Origin of the sequence: Glutamicibacter halophytocola, assembly GCF_001302565.1 — a bacterium.
Lineage (GTDB): Bacteria > Actinomycetota > Actinomycetes > Actinomycetales > Micrococcaceae > Glutamicibacter > Glutamicibacter halophytocola.
The window spans coordinates 3,701,656-3,722,364 of sequence record NZ_CP012750.1 but is presented as its reverse complement, the minus strand read 5'-3'; the positions used below and the strand labels follow the sequence as shown (position 1 = coordinate 3,722,364).

General features: G+C 62.3%; 20 protein-coding genes. 11 read left to right on the top strand and 9 right to left on the bottom strand.

Annotated features, from left to right (window positions below; genetic code table 11):
• Nucleotides 1-26: 26 nt before the first annotated feature.
• Complete coding sequence (locus tag AOZ07_RS17140) at nucleotides 27-2,084, top strand: bifunctional rhamnulose-1-phosphate aldolase/short-chain dehydrogenase (RefSeq protein ID WP_060703087.1); 2,058 nt, start codon at nucleotides 27-29, stop codon at nucleotides 2,082-2,084.
• Entirely contained in the window at nucleotides 2,081-3,565 is a 1,485-nt protein-coding gene (locus tag AOZ07_RS17135) for a rhamnulokinase (RefSeq protein WP_060703086.1), read from the top strand. Before AOZ07_RS17140 ends, AOZ07_RS17135 begins: the two co-directional genes overlap by 4 nt.
• Before the next feature lie 64 nt (nucleotides 3,566-3,629).
• Here AOZ07_RS17135 and AOZ07_RS17130 read toward each other — a convergent pair whose 3' ends face one another.
• Nucleotides 3,630-4,283 (bottom strand): class I SAM-dependent methyltransferase, encoded by a 654-nt coding sequence (locus tag AOZ07_RS17130; protein ID WP_060703085.1) that lies wholly within the window; start codon nucleotides 4,281-4,283, stop codon nucleotides 3,630-3,632.
• Nucleotides 4,284-4,386: 103 nt separating this feature from the next.
• Complete coding sequence (locus tag AOZ07_RS17125) at nucleotides 4,387-5,433, bottom strand: cytochrome b/b6 domain-containing protein (RefSeq protein WP_236995218.1); 1,047 nt, start codon at nucleotides 5,431-5,433, stop codon at nucleotides 4,387-4,389.
• Here AOZ07_RS17125 and AOZ07_RS19135 point away from each other — a divergent pair.
• The gene (locus tag AOZ07_RS19135; protein WP_216661316.1) at nucleotides 5,432-5,905 is read left to right on the top strand and encodes a hypothetical protein; all 474 of its coding nucleotides are present in this window, start codon (nucleotides 5,432-5,434) and stop codon (nucleotides 5,903-5,905) included. The genes AOZ07_RS17125 and AOZ07_RS19135 overlap by 2 nt on opposite strands.
• A gap of 79 nt (nucleotides 5,906-5,984) precedes the next feature.
• On the opposite strand, the gene AOZ07_RS17120 is transcribed toward AOZ07_RS19135, so the two are convergent.
• Both AOZ07_RS17120 and AOZ07_RS17115 read right to left on the bottom strand, forming a co-directional pair.
• Nucleotides 5,985-6,977: an electron transfer flavoprotein subunit alpha/FixB family protein gene (locus AOZ07_RS17120; protein WP_060703550.1), complete on the bottom strand. Its 993-nt coding sequence runs from the start codon at nucleotides 6,975-6,977 to the stop codon at nucleotides 5,985-5,987.
• A 14-nt stretch (nucleotides 6,978-6,991) separates the two neighbouring features.
• Nucleotides 6,992-7,768, bottom strand: a complete 777-nt coding sequence (locus tag AOZ07_RS17115) for an electron transfer flavoprotein subunit beta/FixA family protein (protein ID WP_060703083.1) — start codon at nucleotides 7,766-7,768, stop codon at nucleotides 6,992-6,994.
• 147 nt (nucleotides 7,769-7,915) lie between these two features.
• Between AOZ07_RS17115 and AOZ07_RS17110 the strand changes: the two genes are divergently transcribed.
• The 3 genes from AOZ07_RS17110 to AOZ07_RS17100 all read left to right on the top strand — a co-directional run bounded on the left by AOZ07_RS17110 (nucleotide 7,916) and on the right by AOZ07_RS17100 (nucleotide 10,388).
• A complete protein-coding gene (locus tag AOZ07_RS17110; RefSeq protein WP_060703082.1) occupies nucleotides 7,916-9,025 on the top strand; it encodes a hypothetical protein in 1,110 nt (369 codons plus the stop codon).
• An 85-nt stretch (nucleotides 9,026-9,110) separates the two neighbouring features.
• Nucleotides 9,111-9,557, top strand: a complete 447-nt coding sequence (locus AOZ07_RS17105; protein ID WP_060703081.1) for a hypothetical protein — start codon at nucleotides 9,111-9,113, stop codon at nucleotides 9,555-9,557.
• A gap of 144 nt (nucleotides 9,558-9,701) precedes the next feature.
• The gene (locus AOZ07_RS17100; protein WP_236995217.1) at nucleotides 9,702-10,388 is read left to right on the top strand and encodes a DUF3800 domain-containing protein; all 687 of its coding nucleotides are present in this window, start codon (nucleotides 9,702-9,704) and stop codon (nucleotides 10,386-10,388) included.
• 186 nt (nucleotides 10,389-10,574) lie between these two features.
• Here the strand turns inward: AOZ07_RS17100 and AOZ07_RS17095 are convergent, their stop codons facing one another.
• From AOZ07_RS17095 to AOZ07_RS17085, 3 genes are all read right to left on the bottom strand, one after another.
• A complete protein-coding gene (locus AOZ07_RS17095) occupies nucleotides 10,575-11,000 on the bottom strand; it encodes a DUF1801 domain-containing protein (protein ID WP_060703079.1) in 426 nt (141 codons plus the stop codon).
• Nucleotides 10,963-12,387 carry an MFS transporter gene (locus tag AOZ07_RS17090; protein WP_060703078.1) on the bottom strand — a complete coding sequence of 475 codons (1,425 nt, stop codon included), beginning with the start codon at nucleotides 12,385-12,387 and terminating at the stop codon, nucleotides 10,963-10,965. The genes AOZ07_RS17095 and AOZ07_RS17090 overlap by 38 nt, the downstream gene beginning before the upstream one ends.
• 308 nt (nucleotides 12,388-12,695) lie before the next feature.
• Nucleotides 12,696-14,342: an HNH endonuclease gene (locus AOZ07_RS17085; RefSeq protein WP_060703077.1), complete on the bottom strand. Its 1,647-nt coding sequence runs from the start codon at nucleotides 14,340-14,342 to the stop codon at nucleotides 12,696-12,698.
• A gap of 172 nt (nucleotides 14,343-14,514) precedes the next feature.
• Here AOZ07_RS17085 and AOZ07_RS17080 point away from each other — a divergent pair, with 172 nt between their 5' ends.
• On the top strand, nucleotides 14,515-14,856 hold the full coding sequence (locus AOZ07_RS17080) for a DUF1801 domain-containing protein (protein ID WP_075972530.1): 342 nt from the start codon (nucleotides 14,515-14,517) through the stop codon (nucleotides 14,854-14,856).
• A gap of 4 nt (nucleotides 14,857-14,860) precedes the next feature.
• Here AOZ07_RS17080 and AOZ07_RS17075 read toward each other — a convergent pair whose 3' ends face one another.
• Nucleotides 14,861-15,361, bottom strand: a complete 501-nt coding sequence (locus tag AOZ07_RS17075) for a hypothetical protein (protein WP_060703076.1) — start codon at nucleotides 15,359-15,361, stop codon at nucleotides 14,861-14,863.
• A gap of 108 nt (nucleotides 15,362-15,469) precedes the next feature.
• Here AOZ07_RS17075 and AOZ07_RS17070 point away from each other — a divergent pair, with 108 nt between their 5' ends.
• From AOZ07_RS17070 to AOZ07_RS17060, 3 genes are all read left to right on the top strand, one after another.
• Nucleotides 15,470-17,083, top strand: coding sequence for an AMP-binding protein (locus tag AOZ07_RS17070; protein ID WP_060703075.1), 1,614 nt, complete (start codon nucleotides 15,470-15,472; stop codon nucleotides 17,081-17,083).
• Nucleotides 17,084-17,243: 160 nt separating this feature from the next.
• On the top strand, nucleotides 17,244-18,680 hold the full coding sequence (locus AOZ07_RS17065; protein WP_060703548.1) for a glycosyltransferase family 2 protein: 1,437 nt from the start codon (nucleotides 17,244-17,246) through the stop codon (nucleotides 18,678-18,680).
• Nucleotides 18,680-18,901: a hypothetical protein gene (locus tag AOZ07_RS17060; protein ID WP_098945525.1), complete on the top strand. Its 222-nt coding sequence runs from the start codon at nucleotides 18,680-18,682 to the stop codon at nucleotides 18,899-18,901. The genes AOZ07_RS17065 and AOZ07_RS17060 overlap by 1 nt, the downstream gene beginning before the upstream one ends.
• Here AOZ07_RS17060 and AOZ07_RS17055 read toward each other — a convergent pair.
• Nucleotides 18,863-19,561, bottom strand: a complete 699-nt coding sequence (locus AOZ07_RS17055; RefSeq protein WP_060703074.1) for an EAL domain-containing protein — start codon at nucleotides 19,559-19,561, stop codon at nucleotides 18,863-18,865. The two genes, AOZ07_RS17060 and AOZ07_RS17055, sit on opposite strands and share 39 nt — an antisense overlap.
• A gap of 82 nt (nucleotides 19,562-19,643) precedes the next feature.
• On the opposite strand from AOZ07_RS17055, the gene AOZ07_RS17050 reads away from it, so the two are divergent.
• Complete coding sequence (locus tag AOZ07_RS17050) at nucleotides 19,644-20,705, top strand: GGDEF domain-containing protein (RefSeq protein WP_060703073.1); 1,062 nt, start codon at nucleotides 19,644-19,646, stop codon at nucleotides 20,703-20,705.
• The last annotated feature ends 4 nt before the right edge of the window (nucleotides 20,706-20,709 follow it).

The following is a 20,709-nucleotide window of genomic DNA, read 5'->3' as shown; positions in this document are numbered from 1 at the left end:
CCCCGAGAAGAACTACCGAGAGAATCATGACACAAAGCATCGCATCAACGGGCACCAGCACGGCAGCTCAGCTCATCGAGCGCTCCAACCGTTTGGGCCAAGACAAGAAGAACACCAATTACGCCGGCGGCAACACCTCGGCCAAGGGCAGCGCCGTCGACCCGGTCACCGGGGAGAGCGTCGAATTGCTGTGGGTCAAGGGATCCGGTGGCGATCTGGGAACGCTGACCGAAAAGGGCCTGTCCACGCTGCGCTTGGACCGGATGCGTTCGCTGGTTGAGGTGTACCCCGGCGTGGACCGCGAAGACGAAATGGTGGCAGCATTCGACTACTGCCTGCACGGCAAGGGCGGCGCAGCCCCCTCCATCGACACCGCCATGCACGGACTGGTCAATGCCAACCACGTCGACCACCTGCATCCTGACTCCGGCATCGCCATTGCCACCGCCAAGGATGGCCGGGAACTTACGGCCAAGATTTTCGGCGGCAAGGTGGCTTGGGTGGATTGGCGGCGTCCAGGCTTCCAGCTCGGGTTGGATATCGCGCGGATCAAGGAAGAGAATCCACAAGCTATCGGCTGCATTCTGGGCGGCCACGGAATCACGGCCTGGGGCGATACCAGCGACGAGTCCGAAGCTAATTCGCTGTGGATCATAGACACCGCTGCCGCATACATCCAGGAACATGGGGCGCCTGAGCCATTTGGAGCAGTCGTTCCAGGCTTCGAGGCCATGCCTGACTCCGAGCGCCGAACCCGCGCCGCGGCACTGGCCCCGACCATCCGCTCCCTGGCCAGCGCCGACAAGCCAATGGTCGGCCACTATTGCGATGATCAGCGGGTCCTGGACTTCCTTTCCCGCCAGAAGCTGGCGCAGCTCGCGGAACTGGGCACCAGCTGCCCAGATCATTTCCTGCGGACCAAAATCAAGCCATTGGTCCTGGATCTGCCGGCTTCGGCCAGCATCGAAGAGCAGCTGGAGCGGCTCAACGAATTGCACGTGGAGTACCGCGAGGACTACCGGCGCTACTACGAGACCCACAAGGACGAGAACTCCCCGGCCATGCGTGGCGCGGACCCATTGATCGTTCTGGTTCCCGGCGTGGGCATGTTCTCCTACGGTGCCAACAAGCAAACCGCGCGGGTAGCCGGCGAGTTCTACCTCAACGCCGTTAACGTCATGCGCGGCGCCGAAGCGCTGTCGAGCTACACCCCGATTTCGGATGCGGAAAAATTCCGCATTGAATACTGGGCGCTGGAAGAGGCCAAGCTGCAGCGCATGCCCCAGCCCAAGTCCCATGCCGGGCGCATCGCACTGGTGACCGGGGCCGCTTCGGGGATCGGCAAGGCCGTGGCCAAGCGGCTTGCTGCCGAAGGCGCCTGCGTGGTGATCGCCGATCTCGACTTGGCCAAGGCGCAAGCTGCGGCCGCTGAATTGGGCGATGCGGATGTTGCCGTCGGCGTGGCCGCCAATGTGGCCGATGCCGGCGCCGTGCAGGCGGCTATCGATGAAGCCGTTTTGGCCTTTGGCGGACTGGATCTGGTGGTCAACAACGCCGGCCTGTCACTGTCGAAGCCGCTGCTGGAGACCACGGAAGCTGACTGGGATTTGCAGCATGACGTCATGGCCAAGGGCTCGTTCCTCGTCTCCAAGGCCGCCGCCAAGGTGCTGATTGAGCAGAAGCTCGGCGGGGACATCATCTACATCTCGTCCAAGAATTCAGTTTTTGCCGGCCCGAACAATATCGCGTACTCCGCGACCAAGGCGGACCAGGCGCACCAGGTGCGATTGCTGGCCGTTGAACTGGGCGAGCATGGTGTCCGGGTGAATGGCATCAATCCAGATGGCGTCGTTCGCGGTTCAGGGATCTTCTCCTCGGGATGGGGCGCCCAGCGCGCCGCGACCTATGGCGTAGCCGAAGAAGACCTGGGCCAGTTCTACGCAAACCGCACGATCCTCAAGCGCGAGGTCATCCCGGAAAATATTGCCGATGCGGTATATGTACTGACCGGACCCGAATTAACCCGCACCACAGGGTTGCACATTCCAGTGGATTCTGGGGTTGCTGCAGCGTTCCTGCGATGAGCCAGAAAGAAACGGGAACCCCGGTCGCAGCCATTGACCTGGGCGCCACCAGCGGCCGGGTCATGATTGGCGAGCTGGTGGACGGGAAGGTCCAGCTGACCCTCGTCCACCGATTCGCCAACGGGCCGGTGCCCTTGGCCCGGCTGCAGGACGATGCCCCGGCGCAGGCATTGGCCTGGGATATCGATGAGTTGTGGTCGCAGATCCGCCAGGGGCTCAAGAAGGCCTTTGAACTGCGCCCGGACATTTCCAGCATCGGGGTCGACTCCTGGGCTGTGGACTATGCGCTGCTCAAGGATGGGCAGCGCCTGGGGCAAGTGCGCCACTACCGGGATCCGCGCAATGAGCTCGCCGTTCCCGACCTGGAACGCAAGTTCAGCCGGGTCGAGCTTTTCGAACGCAATGGGCTGCAATTCCTGCCGTTCAACACCGTGTACCAGCTGCAGGCCGAGCAGCAGGATAGCCGGTTGGAATCGGCAGACCAGCTGCTTCTCGTGCCCGACTACGTCAACTGGCTGCTGACCGGCCAGGCTCGCTGCGAGTGGACCAATGCTTCCACTACGGGGCTGCTTAACCAGCGCACCGGTTCCTGGGATGAGCCACTGGCGCAGGCGCTCGGGGTTGCCGGCAAGGTTGCCCCGATGGTGCATCCGGGAGAGGAGGTCGGTGCCTTGCGCCCCGAGCTGGCCCGGGAATTCGGCGCCGCAGGCTCTGTGCAGGTGGTGGCCGTTGCTTCGCACGACACCGCCAGTGCCGTCGCGGCGACCCCGCTAACGGGGGAAAAGTCAGCGTACATCTCCTGCGGGACCTGGGGACTAGTCGGTGTGGAACTGGCCGATCCGGTGCTCACGGCCCAAGCCCAGGCAGCCGGATTCACCAACGAGCTGGGCCTGGATGGTTCGGTGCGGTTCCTCAAGAACGTCACCGGAACCTTCTTGCTCAGCGAATCGGTGAGCTACTGGAACCAGCAAGCCGAGCTGGCCGGCCAGCCGGAAATTCACCTGGCCGACCTGCTCAGCCAGGCCGCGGCGCTGCCTGTGCCGCAGGTGCTGATCGATCCGCAGAATGAGCAGTTTCTTGCCCCGGGGCAGATGCCGGCACGCATCAGCGACGCGATCGCCCTTGCTGGCGGATCAGCGCCAGAAACTCCTGCCGGGCTGATCCGCGTGGTTCTCGAATCGTTGGCCGCCAGCTTTGCCGCCCAAGCCCATGAAGCGGCCCGGCTGGGCGGATTCGAGCTGGAGGAGATCCATATTGTCGGCGGCGGGTCGCAGGGTGAACTGCTCTGCCAGCGCACCGCTGACCTCGCTCGGGTGCCGGTCATTGCCGGGCCTGTGGAATGCACCGCGTTGGGAAATGTGCTGGTGCAGCTGCGAGCGATGCCGCAGGGTGGCGAGAGGGTCGAAGATTTGCGTGCGATGGTTCGCAAGTCTGTAGTTTTGCGTGACTATCAACCAGTTAGCGCGCTCAAGCAGGCATAGATCCGTGTGGGAATCTATGCCACCAGTGATCCTCCAGCTGCGCAGGCTGGGGGATCACTTCTTTTCAGGCCTTGCGCTGGACGAACACCACGGAATCTTCCATAACCGCCGGTTCGCCGGTCGGAGCGATGATGCTGCGCTCTACGATCTCGGCCTGCACGATGTTCCACTGGTCCAGATCCAGCGATAGAGCTTCGAGTTCTTCGGCCGGAGTCGGGAATGCAGGAAGTTCGTGATCCACCGGCGGAGCCCATGAAGGGCGCGCAGCGTGCGAAAGCGCAAGCAGGTGGCCGCCAGGGGCCACGAAGCTGGCGGCCTTGCGCAGGAAATCTGCGCGGGGGAACTCGAAAGGTGCCTGGAAGAAGCTCAGGGTGACCAGATCAAAAACCTTGTCGGTGTCCCATTGGCCGAGGTCGGAAGCGACAAACTGTGCGGCAGGTTCGGCAATCCCGTGTTTCTTGGCTTCTTCGCGGGCGCGGCTGATGGCGGTGGGCGAGATGTCCAGCCCCGTGGCCTGCCACCCGTGCGTAGCGAGCCACAGGACATCGCCGCCTTCTCCGCAGCCAATGTCCAATGAGGTTCCCGGCGTCAGTGGCGACACGAGATTTTCAATGACCTGGTTGACCTTGCCGGACCATATGCGCTCGGATTGCCCGTAGTGGTTTTCCCAGAAAGCAACGCCGTCTAATTCTTCGGCGCTGTGGTGGTGGTGGCCCATGCTTTTGCTCCTCTGGTTGCGTGGCAAGTGTACTGAAGCGACCTTATCCGTCTTCTAGCTCCTCGCGCGAGGGAATTTGCGCCAGAAGCAAGTTTTGGTTCGGCTATCGGGAACTGACCTTTCCGAAGAAGCGCGCAATGGAGGCAAGAACCACCGGCTTGCAAGCAATCCATGCACCGGTGATGACCAGCAGCGAAAGGGCAAAGTAGAGCAATCCTGCCCAGTTGCCCGCGTACTGCGTCGGATCTGCAGAACCCTGAGCGGCGTACATGTGGTTCAAGTTGCGCAAGGCACCGGTGGAGAACACCAGAATCACATGGACAAGGATGAATACGACGAAGTAGAGCATGGTGGGGAAGTGCAAGGCGCGTGCTGCCTCGATGGGGTATTTCTTGCCCAGCGCCGGGTTTTTGGGCCAGAAAGCGCTTAAGCGGAATCCGGTGACCGCTGCCAGCGGTGCTGCAAGAAATACGGTGATGAAGTAGGCCAGCTGCTGCAGCGAGTTGTAGTTCACCCAGCCGTTTTCCGTGGGCCAATCCAACGTCAGATACTGCAGGGCCGCCGATAGCGCGTTCGGGAACACCTCCCAGGAGGTCGGGACAATCCTCATCCAATGTCCCGAGGCGAAGAGCACGGCGATGAACACCAGGCCGTTGATAATCCACAGCAGATCCAGGCTCAGGTGCAGCCAGAGATTGATGCTGATTTTGGGGCTGCGCTTGGAGGACCAGTAGGCCGGCGGCTTTTTCTGGTGCCGCACCAGCAACCCGGAACGGATGATCAGGACCATCAGGAAAAAGTTGAAGAAGTGGTTCCACGCGAGCCATGCGGGCACTCCCACGGGCGCCGACTCGGGCAAATGGTATTCGCCGGGGTAGCGCTGGATAAAGGCCGCGACCGATTCGATACTGGTGATGCCGCGAGCTACCAGAACCACCGCGGTAGCCATGCCCAAGGCACAGTATGCACCGAGAACACCTGCGAGCACCCACTGTTTGCTGGTCAGCGGGCCATGGCGTTTCGGCTCTGCCTTGGCTGGCTTGGTCGACGTTGGCGTGGTTGGCGCGGGCGCGGGTGCCTGGGTCGGCGCCGTGGCAGGAGGCTGAACTGCCGCAGGCTTAACAGGCGGCGCTGCCTCCTGTTGCGTCATGGCCGCAGGCTCTGCAACAACCCGTGCCGCGGCTGGAGCCTCCTCGGCATCCGGAGGGACAGCCGTGGTTGGAGGGGCAGGCGTGGTTAGCGGCGCTGCGATGAAGCTGCTTGGCGGCCAGGGCTGGCCATCGGCCACCCGGGGCAGGCCCCGCCGAATCACGGGGGAATCCGGGCTGGCCGCAACCGCACTGGAAACTTCGAGTCGGGCAGGTTCTGCGGCGGGTTCAGGTACCGCCGCCGGGGTTGGATCTGGCGTTGGTTTTTGCATCGTTGCTGGCGGTGAAGGCTGGGCCTTGGGCGCGCTTGTTGCTGTACTCGCCGGTGTGCCGGACGGCGGCCAAGGATCTGCTCCAGCAACTCGCGGCAGTCCCTGGCGCAGCGCTTGCTTGGGTGCTGCTGCAGCTGGTGCCGCCGCAGCCGGTGCCGGCGCGGCAATAACTTCCGCGACCTCCGGGGCAGCTGTGCCCTGAACTTGTACCGGTGGCCACGGATCGCCGCCGGGAATCCGGGGTAGCCCCTGTCTCAGGCTCTTGGATGCTGGACTCATGGCTACTGCGCCTTGCGTGCTTCCAGCGCGGAAATCACCTGGGGAACCACCTTGAAGACGTCGCCAACAATGCCGAAGTCGGCGATTTCAAAGATGGGCGCATCGCCATCCTTGTTGATGGCGACAATGGTCTTGGCGGTCTGCATTCCGGCCTTATGCTGGATGGCTCCGGAAATGCCCAGTGCCACGTAGAGCTGCGGGGAAACCGCAACGCCGGTCTGGCCAACCTGCGCTCCATGCTCGATGAACCCGGCATCCACCGCGGCGCGCGATGCCCCCACACCGGCTCCCAGGGCGTCGGCCAGCTGGTACACCAGCTCAAACTGCTCGGCGCTGCCCAGACCGCGTCCGCCGGAAACCACCCGGGTGGCCGTGCGCAATTCGGGGCGAGCCGAATCGGCCTCGGCCTTGCTGACCTCCTGCACCTGGATCTCAGGGCTATTGCTCCCGGGCACCTGCAAGGCGGTGAGCGCCAGATCCTGGGCTTGGGCACGGGCCTCGATGCTGCCCACGCGCACAGTGATCACCGGGGCGCCGAAGGTCGGGGCGCTGCTCGTCGAGTAGGCCCCGCCATAGATTGAGTGGCTGGCGATAACACCCTGGTCGTCACGCTGGACTCCGAGCGCATCCACGCTCAAGGCCAATTTATTGCGCACCGCGAAACGGGCCGCCACCTCGCGCGAAGCCAGGCTATGGCCCAGGAGCACCGCCTGCGGCTGCACCACTTCGTAGGCCTGCTGCAAAACATCGGCCAGCGGGGAAGTGGGCACCGCGGACTCGACGCTCGCGGTCAGTACCGCCGCGGCACCGGCCTCAGCGGCCTCAGCGGCCTGGGCGGCAAGGGCTTCGGGGTTCTCGCCGGCCGCGGCAATGACCGCCACCGGGGTGCCAACGCCGCCGGCCGCGCCAAGCAGCTCGGCACTATTTTTCGCCAGCTCGCCAGCGGCAGTGGTCTCCAGGAATACCAGGATGGAATCCGGGGCAAAACTCGTCATGGTCATCTTTCCGTTCACACCAGATTGTTCTTCGCAAGGAATTCGACCAGTGCCGCACCGGCCTGCCCGTCATCATTCATGATGGTGCCGGCCTCGCGGGGCGGCCGCTGGCTCACCGAGAGCATGATCGACCGGGCGGTATCTGCCGGCAGCGCTTCAACTCCCAGATCGGCCAGGGATAGGACCTCGATCGGCTTCTTCTTGGCGGCCATGATGCCCTTGAAGTTCGGGAAGCGGGCATCGGGCAGGGCCTCGGTGATCGAGGCGATCGCCGGCAGCGGGGTGCTGACCTTGGCGGTGGCTGCCTCCAGCTCCCGGGTGCCGGAGAGCACCCCGTCGGCGATGGAGATCTCGGACAGCGAGGTGGCGGCGGGCAGGGACAGCAGCTCGGCCAGCATCACCGGCAGCATTCCCGCCGAGCCATCGGTGGACATGTTCCCGGCGAGGACCAGATCGTACTCGTGTCGGCGCAGGGCCGCGGCCAGCACCTGCGCGGTGAGCACCAGATCGGCGCCGAGCAGCTGTTCGTCGGTGATCTGCACGGCGTCGGCGGCCCCCATGGCCAGGGCCTTCCGGAGGGTGGGCTGGATGGAATCCGGTCCCATGCTCAGCACCGTGATCTGGGTATCCGGATCTGCGTCCAGCACCTTCAGCGCAACTTCCAGCGTGCGCTCGCCGATTTCATCAAGCACCGCTTCCGAGGCGGCCCGATCGGCCAGGCCGGTCTGTTGATCCAGCGTACGGTCCGCCCCGGTATCCGGGACCTCCTTGATTAGAACGGCGATCTTCATTCGGTTCTCCCTCGTACCGCAGGTGCTAGGACTTCCAAGTTCCTCTGTTGCTCATCTTGTCCGATTCGCACCGATAGGTCAATGGATTCTCCCCGGACACCGTAGGCTTGAAGCACAGCGCACCATCGAGAACCCAAAGGATCGCCCATGGCCAGCAAAAAGCGTCAAAGCAAGAAGAACTCCGGCGCGGGAAATCCAGCAAAATCCGCCCAGCGCGGACGCAGCGTGTACCGCATCCAGGTAGAGCAGCATGTTGATTCGCTGCGCGAGGACTACGCCGCCTGGGTCGCGACCACGGTCCCGGCCTTCTCCCCGGAAGATGCCGCCGCAGCGGCGAGTATGCAGCTGTTTGTGATCGGGGCAGTCGGCACCGAATACGCGCAAAAGGCCAGCAGCTCCAACCTGCGCGATATCGACATCGACCTCTTCGGCGAAGCCCTGGCCGAGCACCTGATGAGCATTCCCGAGACCATGGCTCCGGAACCGATCTTCAGCTCGTGGCTGGACTACCTCAGCTTCCTGGAGGAGAACAAGCTCTGGGAGGGGGCGCCGGAGAACTTCGAGGCGCTGCGCGAAATGCTCGAGGACACCCTCGACGGCTTTGCCGAGGGCGACGCGGAAATCTGCGAACTGCTGCGCGGCACCGAGCTGTTCACCAAGGTCAAGGCCTTCGCCCTGGCACTGGGCGACGGCGTGGACATGTCCGATGACAGCGAAGCCGGCATCCAGGCCCGCACCCGGGTGCTGCTCGCACTGGGCCTGGATCCGCAGTCCTTCGACACCGAAGGCCCGGCACCGCTGGTCTTCACCTACATCTGGGGCGCCGCCCGGCTGTCCGTGGTGGACTTCGATGGCCCGACCATGAACCTGGACGAAGAATCCTATGACCTCATGGTGGATGGCGATCAGGCCGCCAGCGCCCAGATCCTCTTCGAAATGGCCGTCGGCTGCGTCCAAGCCCACCTGAATCCGGCCTTCGACGTCACCCTGCGCGACGAGGCCCACTACCTGGTGCTGCGCAACCTGCTGGTCACCGCCTCTACCGGACGCGATGGCGATCTGGAAGGGTTGCGCCGCAATGTCGGGCCGAAGAACTACGACGCCGTGCTGCCCGAGGCCCAGGCCGCCATGGAATCTCTGGTCCACTACGGCCTGCTCGCCAAGGACGGGGAAACCTACAGCATCGACGAACGCCTGGTGCCGGTCATCTCTGCGGGCATCACCGAGGTCGAGACCTTCTTCGAAGAAGCCGAATAAGTCAGCGGTTGATACCCGCAGCAGCACCATTCTGCGGGTATCAACCCATGTAGGATCCCATTTTCTACAAACAGACGGGTGGTCAATGGGCACTATGGCAATGCGCCGGTATACGGCTTGGCTGCCGACGGCAAGCGGAATTCTCTTCGCCGTATTGCTGTTCGTTGTTGATCCCTTGATGGGCGCAACTCCTTGGTGGACCATGCCCGATCTCTGGCTGCCTTTGGCCTTCCCGCTGCTAGTGTGGCTTGTGATCGCCGGCGTAATGGCATGGCTGGGAAGTGCTACTAGGAGTTGGCTCCATGCCCTGCATTTCAGCTTCATATCCTTCGGCGCAGGTGTGATTCCTGCTCTGCTCTGGACGCTGTTGTTGTTTGATGCCTTCCCAGATTCCGCCAGCCCTCAACTGTCGCTGACTCTCTCACTCGTCGCCTGCGCGGCAGTGATGCTTTTGGGACTTTGTGCATTAGTGGCCGCGATTTTCGGTCGGAAAAGCGATCCTTGGGCCAGCGGCTTGGGCAGGAGCGAGTAGGGCTCATTCGCACTCTTGAGTCCTATGAAAGACTATTTTGCCCGCTCTCGGTAATCATGTTGTTTGCCATAAAGATTGGTCCCAACGATGCACAGGCCGGTGATAGCGCCGTGCCGTCGTCATTGAAGTCAATAGACTTGAATGGTGGCTAGTACTCCTCTTCGATTATTTTATGTGGACGATTCAGGTGCGGAAATTACGGGATTCGCGACCTTTAGCTGGATTGAGCTTCGAATCGATGACTGGAAGCTTGGACTGCGACAAGTATTGAATTGGCGCAAAGGGCTTATGTCTGCACATCGAATTCCGCCACTTTACGAGTTGCATGCGACCAAATTTGCAAACGGACGCGGCAATCCGTCCTTGGACGAAGAATGGAATCGGAAGAAATCTAACCGGTCTGTTGTCATGGATGAGTGTGTTAATTTTTTGGCTGAGCGCTCGTGGGTAGGTATGGGTACCGTCTATTCCAAGACGACATTTCGTGGAGTGCCGTTTGCAAAAGAACGCGCGCGTGTTTATCAAGAGCTGGTCAAACTGATTGATGGCCGACTTCTGAGTGCCGGAGAGTTTGGTCTTTTGGTCATGGATGGTGACGGCACCGACGATTCGTACATTTCAGCTCATCGCAGCTTGCCATTGCAGACTCGTTGCCTAATTGAAGATCCAATTTTTCAAAACTCCCACAGGAGTCAGTGGGTGCAATTGGCAGATATTACCGCGTATTCGGCTTACCAACATTTGCTACAGCATGAGAGCAAAAGGTTCGCGTGGCCCTGGTATCCGCGGTTGTCAGTCCAAGATGTTCTTGGTGAGCCGCAGGAAGTTTAGCTCCAAAAAGGCAATTTTAAAAGAAGCTAGACCCGTTGGCCTGCGTTCACAGGGCGGGTCCGCATCTTCAATCTTACCTAACAAACTATTTAGCCGCATCTCGATGTGATCTTCAATATTTGAAGGGTACGGGCCCCGGATATTGACTCCGGAGCTCCGCGGATCGGGCAGAAGCTCGCCCCTTGACTACCCGCGGGGATCATCCTGCCGTGAATTGCCGATCGCAATCAGCTCACGCAGCACCTCAAGGTCGATATCCTCGAGTTTGCGCACATATACGCAGCCAGAGCCTTCGGTGTACTTGCCCAGCTGGGGCAGCAGTGCTGCCCCCTCGGGAAGATCCTTCAACCCATAGATCGAGAGCTGGGCCTTGCGCGGCGAGAAGCCTGTCTTGGGCCAGATGCCGGTATTTTTGGGATTGCTTGGTGAAACGTAGGTGTAGGTACCGTAACCTACGATGCTCGGCCCCCACATCACCGGCTTCTCTCCGGTGACTTCGCTGAAAATCTTTTCCAGCGCTTCGCCATCCACCCGGCGCTTTTCTGGCGTGGCGGCCGCGATGAACTCGTGCGGATCAACGTTGGTGGGTAGGGTCTTCTGGGTTGCTGCCAAGTGCTTGCTCCTGAGGTGTTGCGGGTTCTTCTGCTTGGAAAATCGTGGAGAGCTTGCGGTATTGCTTGCTGCTCATGGCCAGCAGTGCCACCAGGATCATGATCAGCCCGCCCACCAGGAAGATCAGCGCGATGCCGCGGGCCTGTCCCGACCCCAGCAGCCAGCCAAACTGCTCATCGCCCTGCTCGCTGCGCATGAAGGGGATGATCCAGTACTGGGCGATCGGGGCAATCAAGAACGCGGTGATCGGCGCCGCCGCGGCCTCCATCATTTGCGCAAAGCCAAAGACCCTGCCCTGGCGGCGGAAGGGCACCACCTTCTGGATGACGGTTTGCTCGGAGGCCTCAACCGCCGGAATCAGCGTCATGTACAGCCAGATGCCAGCGATATACAGCCATGTCCATTCGCGGATGGTGAAGATCGCGCCGAGCAGGCCCATGGCCGCCACCAGCCACAGCATCGTGCGGATCGGGTTTTTGCCCAGCCCGAATTTGGCGATCAGCAAGCCGCCCACGATAAAGCCGGTGGATGCCAATCCGAAGGTCAGCCCCCAGGCTTGCACGGACATGATGGTCAGCCCGTAGGGATCCATCAGCGCCATGTAGGTTCCGCCGATGAAGTTGTTGAACATCGAGAAGATGATCAGCGCGAACAATCCCGGTATAGCCATCACGGTGCTGAAGCCCAGGCGCAGATCGCTGGTTTTCGTCCGCCCTTCCTCGCGCACCGGTTCTTCCTCCGGAATCTTGATCTGCAGCAAATGCAGCATGGTCAGCACCACCATCACGATCGAAATCGCCAGGGTCCAGCCCATGCCCAGCCAGCCGATGGCCAAGCCGCTGAAAACGCTGGTAATGATGAAGGCGATGCCCTGGACCGTGCCCACCAGGCCATTGGCATTGGCGTGGCGCTCTTGCGGAATCAGCAGGGTGACCGTGGTGGACAGGGCGATGCCGCGCATCTGTTCAACGATCGAGCCAAAGAGGATCACCAGGCAGAAGAGCCAGAACTGCCAGCCGCCCACATTCAGGATGTCCTTGGTGGGCAGCCACAGATAGATCAGCCCGGCCAAGCTGAAGGCGACCGCGGTGATCATCGCGGAAAACAGGAACACCGACTTTTTGCGGTGGTTGTCCACGATGGTTCCGAAAATCATGGAGAACACCGAGATCAGCAGCATGAAAGCACCGCCGATGATGCCGGTGGCCATCACGTTCTGGGTTTCCAGATACACCCAGAAGGTCAGTGCGAACCACAGGAAGCTGGTGGTGAAGTTCGCGACGGCGGTATTGATGAGAACATGCACAAAGCTGCGTTGCCCATCAGCAGGTGCCACGCGGTCTTCGGGCGTGGACGGCGCAGTGTTTTCGGTGTGCTCTTCACTCATGGGGCGACCTGCTTTAAATGGTGCCGGTGGTTGTAGGAACAGAATACTCTGCGAACAGGCGGGCCGGCAGGTGCCCAATGGCCTCGAACTGAGGGATTTAATCCGTCAGCAAGCAACCCGCTGCCCGCCGCATGGCTCGGTGCTGAAGCCAGCACCGGGTCAGCCGCCAGGCGCAGTGCAAAGGAGTAAGGCACACCAGGGTACTGAAGGCGAGCCAATTAAAGCCGCTGTCTTGAAGGGCTGGCGGTTCTGGGGTCGGAGCTTATGGGAGATCTGGTTCGTGCGACGTGACGGATAAATTCCGTCACTCAGGATCCTTGCATACCAGCTGGTCGCTCATCAGGGGCCGCGCCCTGGCCAGGATGATCGAGCCCAGAGCCAGCGGCTTCGGTATTCCCGTCGATGATGGCCGGCCGCTCAACCCGAATGCTGAGATCGCCATCGCCAAGATCGGGAATGCCCAGAACTCGTCGAAGGTCGGCAGGTGAAGCCACCCTGCGCTCAGGACACCGGTTGTGCACGTGTTCAAAGCGTTCGACGTTCTCCACGCTGCCCGGAATGACCAGTGAATTCAGTCCGTGGGGAGTGCGCCAGCACTTGGATCCGTCCGGGCGATTGGTCACTCGCCAGCCCAGCGCGTGCTTGAACATCTGATGCTGCTTGCACAACAGCTCGGTGTTCTCGCGGTTGGTGTGGCCGCCGGTTTCCCACGCTTCAACGTGATCAACCTCGGAGTTATCCGCGGTGCGCCGGCATCCGGGGTAGCAGCAATGCTGATCCCGGGCCCGCAGGAATTCCTTGAGCACCCGCGTTGGCTTGTAGCGCTTGCGCCCGACATCCATCACGGCGCCGCTAAATGGATCGGTGAGCATCGGGATGATTGATGGGGCATCCTTGGCCACCTGCATGGCAGTGCCCATAGGGATTGGCCCATAGCCCTCCAGGTCCGCCATGGCGTACTTCGGGTTGGCCACCATCTGCAGAGCAGGGATCGTCACGACCACACGGGGCTTGAGCGGGGTGCCGTTGGTGGTTGGCCAGCCATTGATCAGGGCATCGCAGAATATGTCGGCCATCAGCTGGGCCTTGGTGCGGGCGTCCTCCGGATCCTTGTGCTGGGATGCCTCGTAGTCCAGGGTGTTCAGGATGGAACGCACGTTGACGATGGGCGCGACGAGCTTGATGGCACCCATCCCGTCGTCCATGTCCCAGCTGGTCACCTTTCTCGCATCGGCCGCCTTTTCATGCCGGGCGGAGGCCGCTTCGGGACTCGACCGGTCGTGGAAACGGCGGGCACGCTGGCTGATCGTGTCATCGCTGGCGGTAGCGGCAACAGGCAAAAGCTGGTGCTCCATCAATTCAATCTGCTCTGTGGAGAGGTCCTGCGAATTCTTCACGATGGAGCGTGCCGCCGACGGCGTAATCTGTCCGGCGGCCAGGGCCAACAGGGTCCGCGGGCAAACGTGGCGCAGGCCCTTGGCCGTGAACATCCGGGCGCGAGCCTTTTCGCTTGTCACGCGCAGGGCAATCGCCGCTTCGGCAATGAAGTTGGACGTGATGATCTGGTCGCTCGCACGGTCCACTGCGTAGTAGTTGGCGCTGAGCCGCTCACGACGTTCCTGCTCTGATTCAAGATAGGGCTTGGCGACCGCATCCTCGGCAACAACTTGGGCGACCAGCTCAACACTGTCAGCCATGATGACCGAGGACGCAGCATCAAGCATGCTGTACATCTTCTGGATCTTCTGCAGCCGAACCAGGCCTTCGCCGGGGTCCGTGAGCGGGCCGGCGCTGAACAGCTCGTCAGCAAGTTTCTTCATCGGCCCGTAGAACATCTGGTGCTCGATGTGGTCTGCGAAGAACGAGTTGGATTGGGATTCGCCGCGGGTGCCCGGCGGATCTAATGGCAGGCGATGCTCGTCGTCATCGCCGGGGGCAAAATAAAGATTTGTCATGCCTCATTTTCCCGCGGATTCCGGACAGTTTGGCTGGTTATCCACAGGTTTGAGGGGCTTCATCGGGTAGGTTATTGAATTGTTAGGCAAAGAAGTTGCGGTCACAATTGGGCCACATTCAATACAGCCGAAATCCGCGACGGCGGACGGGCGATCCGAGGGAGAGAAAAGCATGATTTTTGGCAAAAAGGGCGACGAAGCAGTGCGCAACAAGTTGGCATCCACACCGGCCCCATACCGGGAGATCGCCCTTCGCCTGCACGAGATGATTTGTGAAAGCGCGCCGTCACTGGAGCCCGTGGTTCGCTGGGGCCTCGCGTTCTACGTCAAGGACGGCAAGGACGTCTGCTACATCAAGCCCGACAAGGCATACCTCGCATTCGGGTTTGGCGAAGTAGTGAATCCGGCCTTTGAAGAAGGCGCGCTGATGCATCCGGTCGCGTGGACGATCACCGCGCTGGATGAAGCGACCGAACAAAAAATTCGCGCCCTGGTGCAGAAGGCTGCTGGCTGATCGCCTAGCTGGAAGCGCGGCGCGATCGAGAACAGCCGCGGATGATTGCCCGAAACAGCGGCATTGCGAGCAGCATAAAAAGCAAGACCATTGCTCCGATGCTTAGCAGGTAGAGCGGAAGCTCTAGGGCAGCGGCCGCCTCGGCGTCCCAATCTGCAAAGGTGTCGCCCACGGAGTTCATATTTGCGAAGGACGCGAAAAAGTACGCGGGTGCTCCCAGCACCAGGATGAGGCTGAAAAGCGCGCTGGCTATCCAGGGGTCAGTTGAGAATCTTTTGGACAGTGCGGTCCAGGCCCACGCACTGGCAAGGAGCAACCCCAACGCCGCAAAGGCGACTCCGCCAAGAGGGCTGTAATCCTGCTTTGCCACGTCCATGGCTGAGACTGCCTCATCTAGGGGTCGGTGGCTGGCCGCGACCACAGCCCAGTTGTTCATGAGCAACAAACCAGCGACTGCGTATCCCGAGATCATAAGGAACCCTACGATGGCCAGTACCTTTTTCATAAGTGGAGTGTAGCGCGGATGCGGGGCATGCTTGGCAGGCGGGAAACCCCGGACTATTGTTTGAATGTGACGCAGGGCACTGTTCGAAGTGGATCGAAAGGGTAGTCGATGAAGGCTTATGCCAAGGGCGAGAGCGAACCGAAGCTGCTCGATGAGACCATTGGAGCCAACTTCGAGCGGACGGTGGCCCGACGGGGCGACGCCGAGGCCTTGGTGGAAGCCAGCACGCAACGCCGCTGGACCTGGCGTCAGCTGGATGGGGAGATCAACCGGCTGGCCAAGGGCATGATCGCCGCCGGACTGAACCCGGGGGACCGGGTGGGGATCTGGGCGCCGAACTGCGCCGAGTGGGTCTTCACCCAGTATGCGACGGCCAAGATCGGCGTCATCCTGGTCAATGTGAACCCGGCCTACCGCACCCATGAATATGCCTACGCGGCCAACCACAGCGGACTGCGGATGCTGGTGGCGGCCTCCGAATTCAAGACCAGCAACTATCGGGCCATGGTGGAGCAAACGCGCGCCGAGACGCCGGGGCTGGAGCGCGTGGTGTTCCTGGGCACCGATGATTGGCAGCAGCTGCTGGACGAGGGATCATCGATCGACGACGCCGAACTGGCCGCCCGGCTGGCGGCAACCAGGGCAGAAGACCCGATCAACATCCAGTACACCTCGGGGACTACCGGGTATCCCAAGGGCGCGGTGCTCAGCCACCGCAATATCCTGAACAACGGCCACCAGGTCACCGGGATGATCGACCTGGGCGAGCAGGACCGGCTGTGCATCCCGGTGCCGTTCTACCACTGCTTCGGCATGGTCATGGGCAACCTTGGCTGCACCTCGCGCGGTGCCACCATGGTCATCCCCGCCCCGGGATTCGACGCCGAAACCACCCTGAGGGTGGTGGCCGAGGAGCGATGCACGGGCTTGTACGGGGTGCCCACCATGTTCATCGCCATGCAGAACCTGCCCAATTTCAAGGAGTTCGACCTCTCCGCGCTGCGCACCGGCATCATGGCCGGTTCCATCTGCCCGGTTCAAGTGATGCGCCACTGCGTCGAGGACATGGGGATGAGCGCGGTCTCCATCGCCTACGGGATGACCGAAACCTCCCCGGTCTCCTGCCAGACCCGCAGCGACGACGATATGGAGCGCCGCACCGCCACCATCGGCCGGGTGCACCCGCACGTGGAAATCAAGGTGGTCGATCCGGCCACCGGCGCTACGCTGCAGCGCGGGGAAACTGGCGAATACTGCACCCGTGGCTACTCGGTGATGCTCGGCTACTGGCAGGACGAGGAAAAAACCCGGGCCGCCATCGATCCCGAAGGCTGGATGCATACCGGAGATCTGGCGGTGATGCGCGAGGACGGATACTGCACCATCGTGGGCCGGATCAAGGACATGATCATCCGCGGGGGCGAGAATATCTACCCGGCCGAAATCGAAGAATTCCTCTATCGGCACCCGGATATCGAGGATGTCCAGGTGGTGGGCGTGCCCGATGGGAAATACGGGGAGGCGGTCTGCGCCTGCGTGCGCATGAAGGCGGGGCGCGAGCCGCTGGGCGTCGAGGCGGTGCGCGAGTACTGCAGCGGCCGGCTCGCGCATTTCAAGATCCCCGCCTACGTGCAGATCCTTGAGGATTTCCCTGTCACGGTCACCGGCAAGATCCGCAAGAACCAGCTGCGCGAGGACGCCGCGAAATTGCTGCAGCCCTAGGCCGCGCCCCGTTCATCCGGTGCCGAGGGAAAGCGGTGCTTTTGCCCGGGGGTGATTTGCATCTCGACATGCTTCCCTGAGCGCGGGCAAGATGCTAGCTTGGCTAAATAACTTTCTTGGCCTAATTCCCCGTTGATCCCGCAACGTGAACGGAGCGCGCGTGCAAAAGCATTTCAGCCGATGGGTGGGCATCGCCGTTGTCCTGATTGTCGTGGCCGCGGCCGCGCTGCTGCTGTGGTCCATCAGCCTCAGCGGCAAGCCGGTGGCGATGTGGAACCCGGTGGAGCTGCGGATCGGCGCACTCTGGACAACCTTCTACAGTACCGAGCTGCCCGACCTGTCCATCCTGGTGTTCGCCGTATCGGCCGCGGTCATGCTGGTGCTGCTCGTGGTGCTGGGCGAACGCTTCGTCACCTGGCGCTACCGCCGTACGCCGATCCAGAAATCGAGCCGCCCGCTGGCGCCGAAAGCCGTCATGGCCCGCACCCGCGGTATCCACGCCGGCGAAGTCACCGTGACCGTGCTGATTCCGGCGCACAACGAGGAAGCTTCGCTGCCGTTTACGCTCAAGGCCCTCGAGGAGCAGAGCTTCAAGCCATCGCGGATCATCGTGGTAGCCGACAACTGCACCGACGCCACCGTTGAGGTGGCCCGCGAGCATGGCGTCGAGGTCTTCGAATCGGTGGAGAACAAGCACAAGAAGGGCGGGGCGCTGAACCAGGCGCTGCAGGCGATTCTGCCGGCGATGGGCGACAACGACTGCGTGATGGTGATGGATGCGGATTCGCAGATCGGCGCCGGCTTCCTGGAAACCGCGAAGGACCGGTTCACCTGGGATCGCGCGCTGATGGCGGTGGGCGGGCTCTTCCACGGCGAAGAGGGCCATGGGCTGCTCGGCCAGTTCCAGCGCAACGAATACACACGCTACCAGCGCGAGATCGAGCGCCGCAACGGCCGGGTCTTTGTGCTCACCGGCACCGCCTCGGTCTTCCGCGCCGCGGCCCTGCGCGAAGTCGCCGCTGCCCGCGGCACCATGCTGCCGGGCAATCCGGGCGAGGTCTACGACACCGCCGCGCTGACCGAGGACAATGAGCTGACCATTGCGCTGAAGACCCTCGGCGCGCTGACCACCTCGCCGACCAGCTGCACGGTGGTCACCGAGCTGATGCCCAGCTGGAAGATGCTCTGGGCCCAGCGCCTGCGCTGGCAGCGCGGTGCGCTGGAGAACCTGGGCGCCTACGGGGTGCGGGCGCAGACCTCGCGCTACTGGGCGCAGCAGATCGGCATCGGCTACGGGGTGATCGCCCTGTTCAGCTACTTCGCGCTGATGCTCATCATGCTGGTCTCGATGGACACCTGGGTGTGGTTCCCGTTCTGGATGCTGCTCGGGGCGCTCTTCGCGGTGGAACGCATCGTGACCGTCTGGCATGGCGGATGGCGCGCGCGGATCGTCGCTGCGCTGGTCATCCCGGAGCTCGTCTACGACGCGTTCCTGGACCTGGCCTTCCTCAAGGGCGTGGCGGATATCGCCTTCGCCCGCAGCGCGGATTGGAAGCATGTCGAGCACGCAGGTACCGCACGGAAGGCAGTGGGCTGATGGTGGAACTTCTGGTGCACGTGCCGCGCGGGATCATCCTGCCCGAAAGCGTGCTGCTCAGCGACTGGTTCGCGGTGCTGGCCTCATTCGTCGCGATCAACACCGTGCTCTACCTGGTGCTCGGTCTGGTGAAGCTGCTGCCGGTGATCCGCTTCAAGAGCGGGCGGGGACGTGAGCGGCGTTCAGAAACCCGGAATATCGATCCCGAGGCGTCTGCGTAGCCCGGCCATCGCTTCTGGCAGCTGCTGCGGTGCCAGGCCGGGGCTGAAGTAGAAGCCCTGGGCGTAGTCGAAGCCCAGGTCCCGGGCCAGGGCCAGATGCTGCGCGGTTTCCACGCCTTCGACCAGGGTCTGCGCATTGATCCCGCGGGCGGCGGCCAGCAGCAGGTCCACATGCTCGTGCGCCGCGGCCGATGACTGGTAGTGGATGAACAGCGACCGGTCCAGCTTCACGATGTGGGGCTTGAGCATGGTGATGCGCTCGAGGGTGGCATAGCCGATTCCGGCATCGTCAACCAGCAAGAGGCAGCCGAGCTCATCGGCGCTGATCCGGGCCCTGCCGCACAGTTCCGGTGCCGAGAGCTCATGCAGTTCCAAACCCCAGGCCAGCCGGGGGTCCAGCTCCGGGCGCTGCTTGGCGAAAGCGTCGATGGCCGGCCCCGACGCATTCATGGTCAGCAGCAGGCCATCGGGGATGGCGTGGCTGGCGGCGAGGATCTGGTTCAGGGCACGCAGTTCCAGATCAACTAGACTGCCTGCAAGGCGGGCCTCATTAAAATGCGACTGGGGAGTGCGGCCATCGCGGAACCTGGCCAGCGCTTCGAAGCCCGCGAGGGCATGGCGCTGCAAGTCTACAAGTGGCTGGAATACAAATTTCATCATCCGCCGATCAGGCCGAAATTGAAGGACTTTGCCGTGGCTGTGTTGCGCGGCTCGCTAGTGGAAATCTTACAATGGACTGGATATGGATACGCGGTTTCTGGGAAAAAAGGACCGGCGGGCCCAGGCCGGCTATAGCTGGTGGTACCGGCTGCTGCCGCCCAGGGCCCGCGCAATCAAGCGGCCGGAAGTAGCGGTGACCGGGTTCATCGCCGGCTTCTTCATACTCTTCTACCTGATCAATTTGACCTACGACTTCGAGTCGGTGGCCAGGCAGTACCTGGGCTATGTCCGCTTTGCCGGCGCGATCCTGGTGCTCCTGCTGATCTACATCAAGCTGGACCGCTTCCCGCTGTGGATCGGCTACCTCGGGGCGCTGACCGAGCTTGTCGCCTTCGCCTACTTCGTCGGGCTCTCCTCGGATTTCGAGCAGATCGCCTTCCGGCTCCAGGAATTCCCGCTGATCACCCTGTATCTGGCCTGGCTTTTCGATCCCAGGCTGGTGCGCTGGACCATCTACCCGGTCCTGGCATGCACCCTGTACCTGGCCTACCTCTACGGGCCGCAGTCCGGCATGGCGCTGCACAGCGGATGGCTCAATATGCTCAGCCTGGTGCTGCTGACCATCGGCGCCTCGGTGATCGGCAGCTATGTGAAAGCCCGCTTCCACTACCAGTCCGAGGTCGACGAGCTTACCGGCGCGGCCAATCGCCGAGGGCTGCAGCTGCGCGGTGAGCTCATGCTCGCTTCCTCCCAGCGCTCCCGGCGGCCGATGGCGGCGGCCCTGCTGGATATGGACAAGTTCAAGGCGATCAATGATGAAGGCGGCCACGAGGCCGGCGACCGGGCCCTGAAGGACCTGGTGAGGCACCTGAAGGCGAGCACCCGCAGCAACGATGTGGTCGCGCGCTTGGGCGGCGATGAATTCGTGGTCCTGTTTCCTCGCACCACGCGCACCCAGGCCCAGCTGCTGATGGATCGCGTGCAGGGCTCGTCGTCGCAGGCATGGAGCTTCGGTGTTGCGCAGGCGCGCGCGGACGACAACCTGAGCACGATGATCCTGCGCGCGGACCGCGACATGTATGCTGCAAAGCGCGATCGGGCCTCGCGCGAGGACCGAAATCCGGGAGACATCGGCGCGAAATAAAACC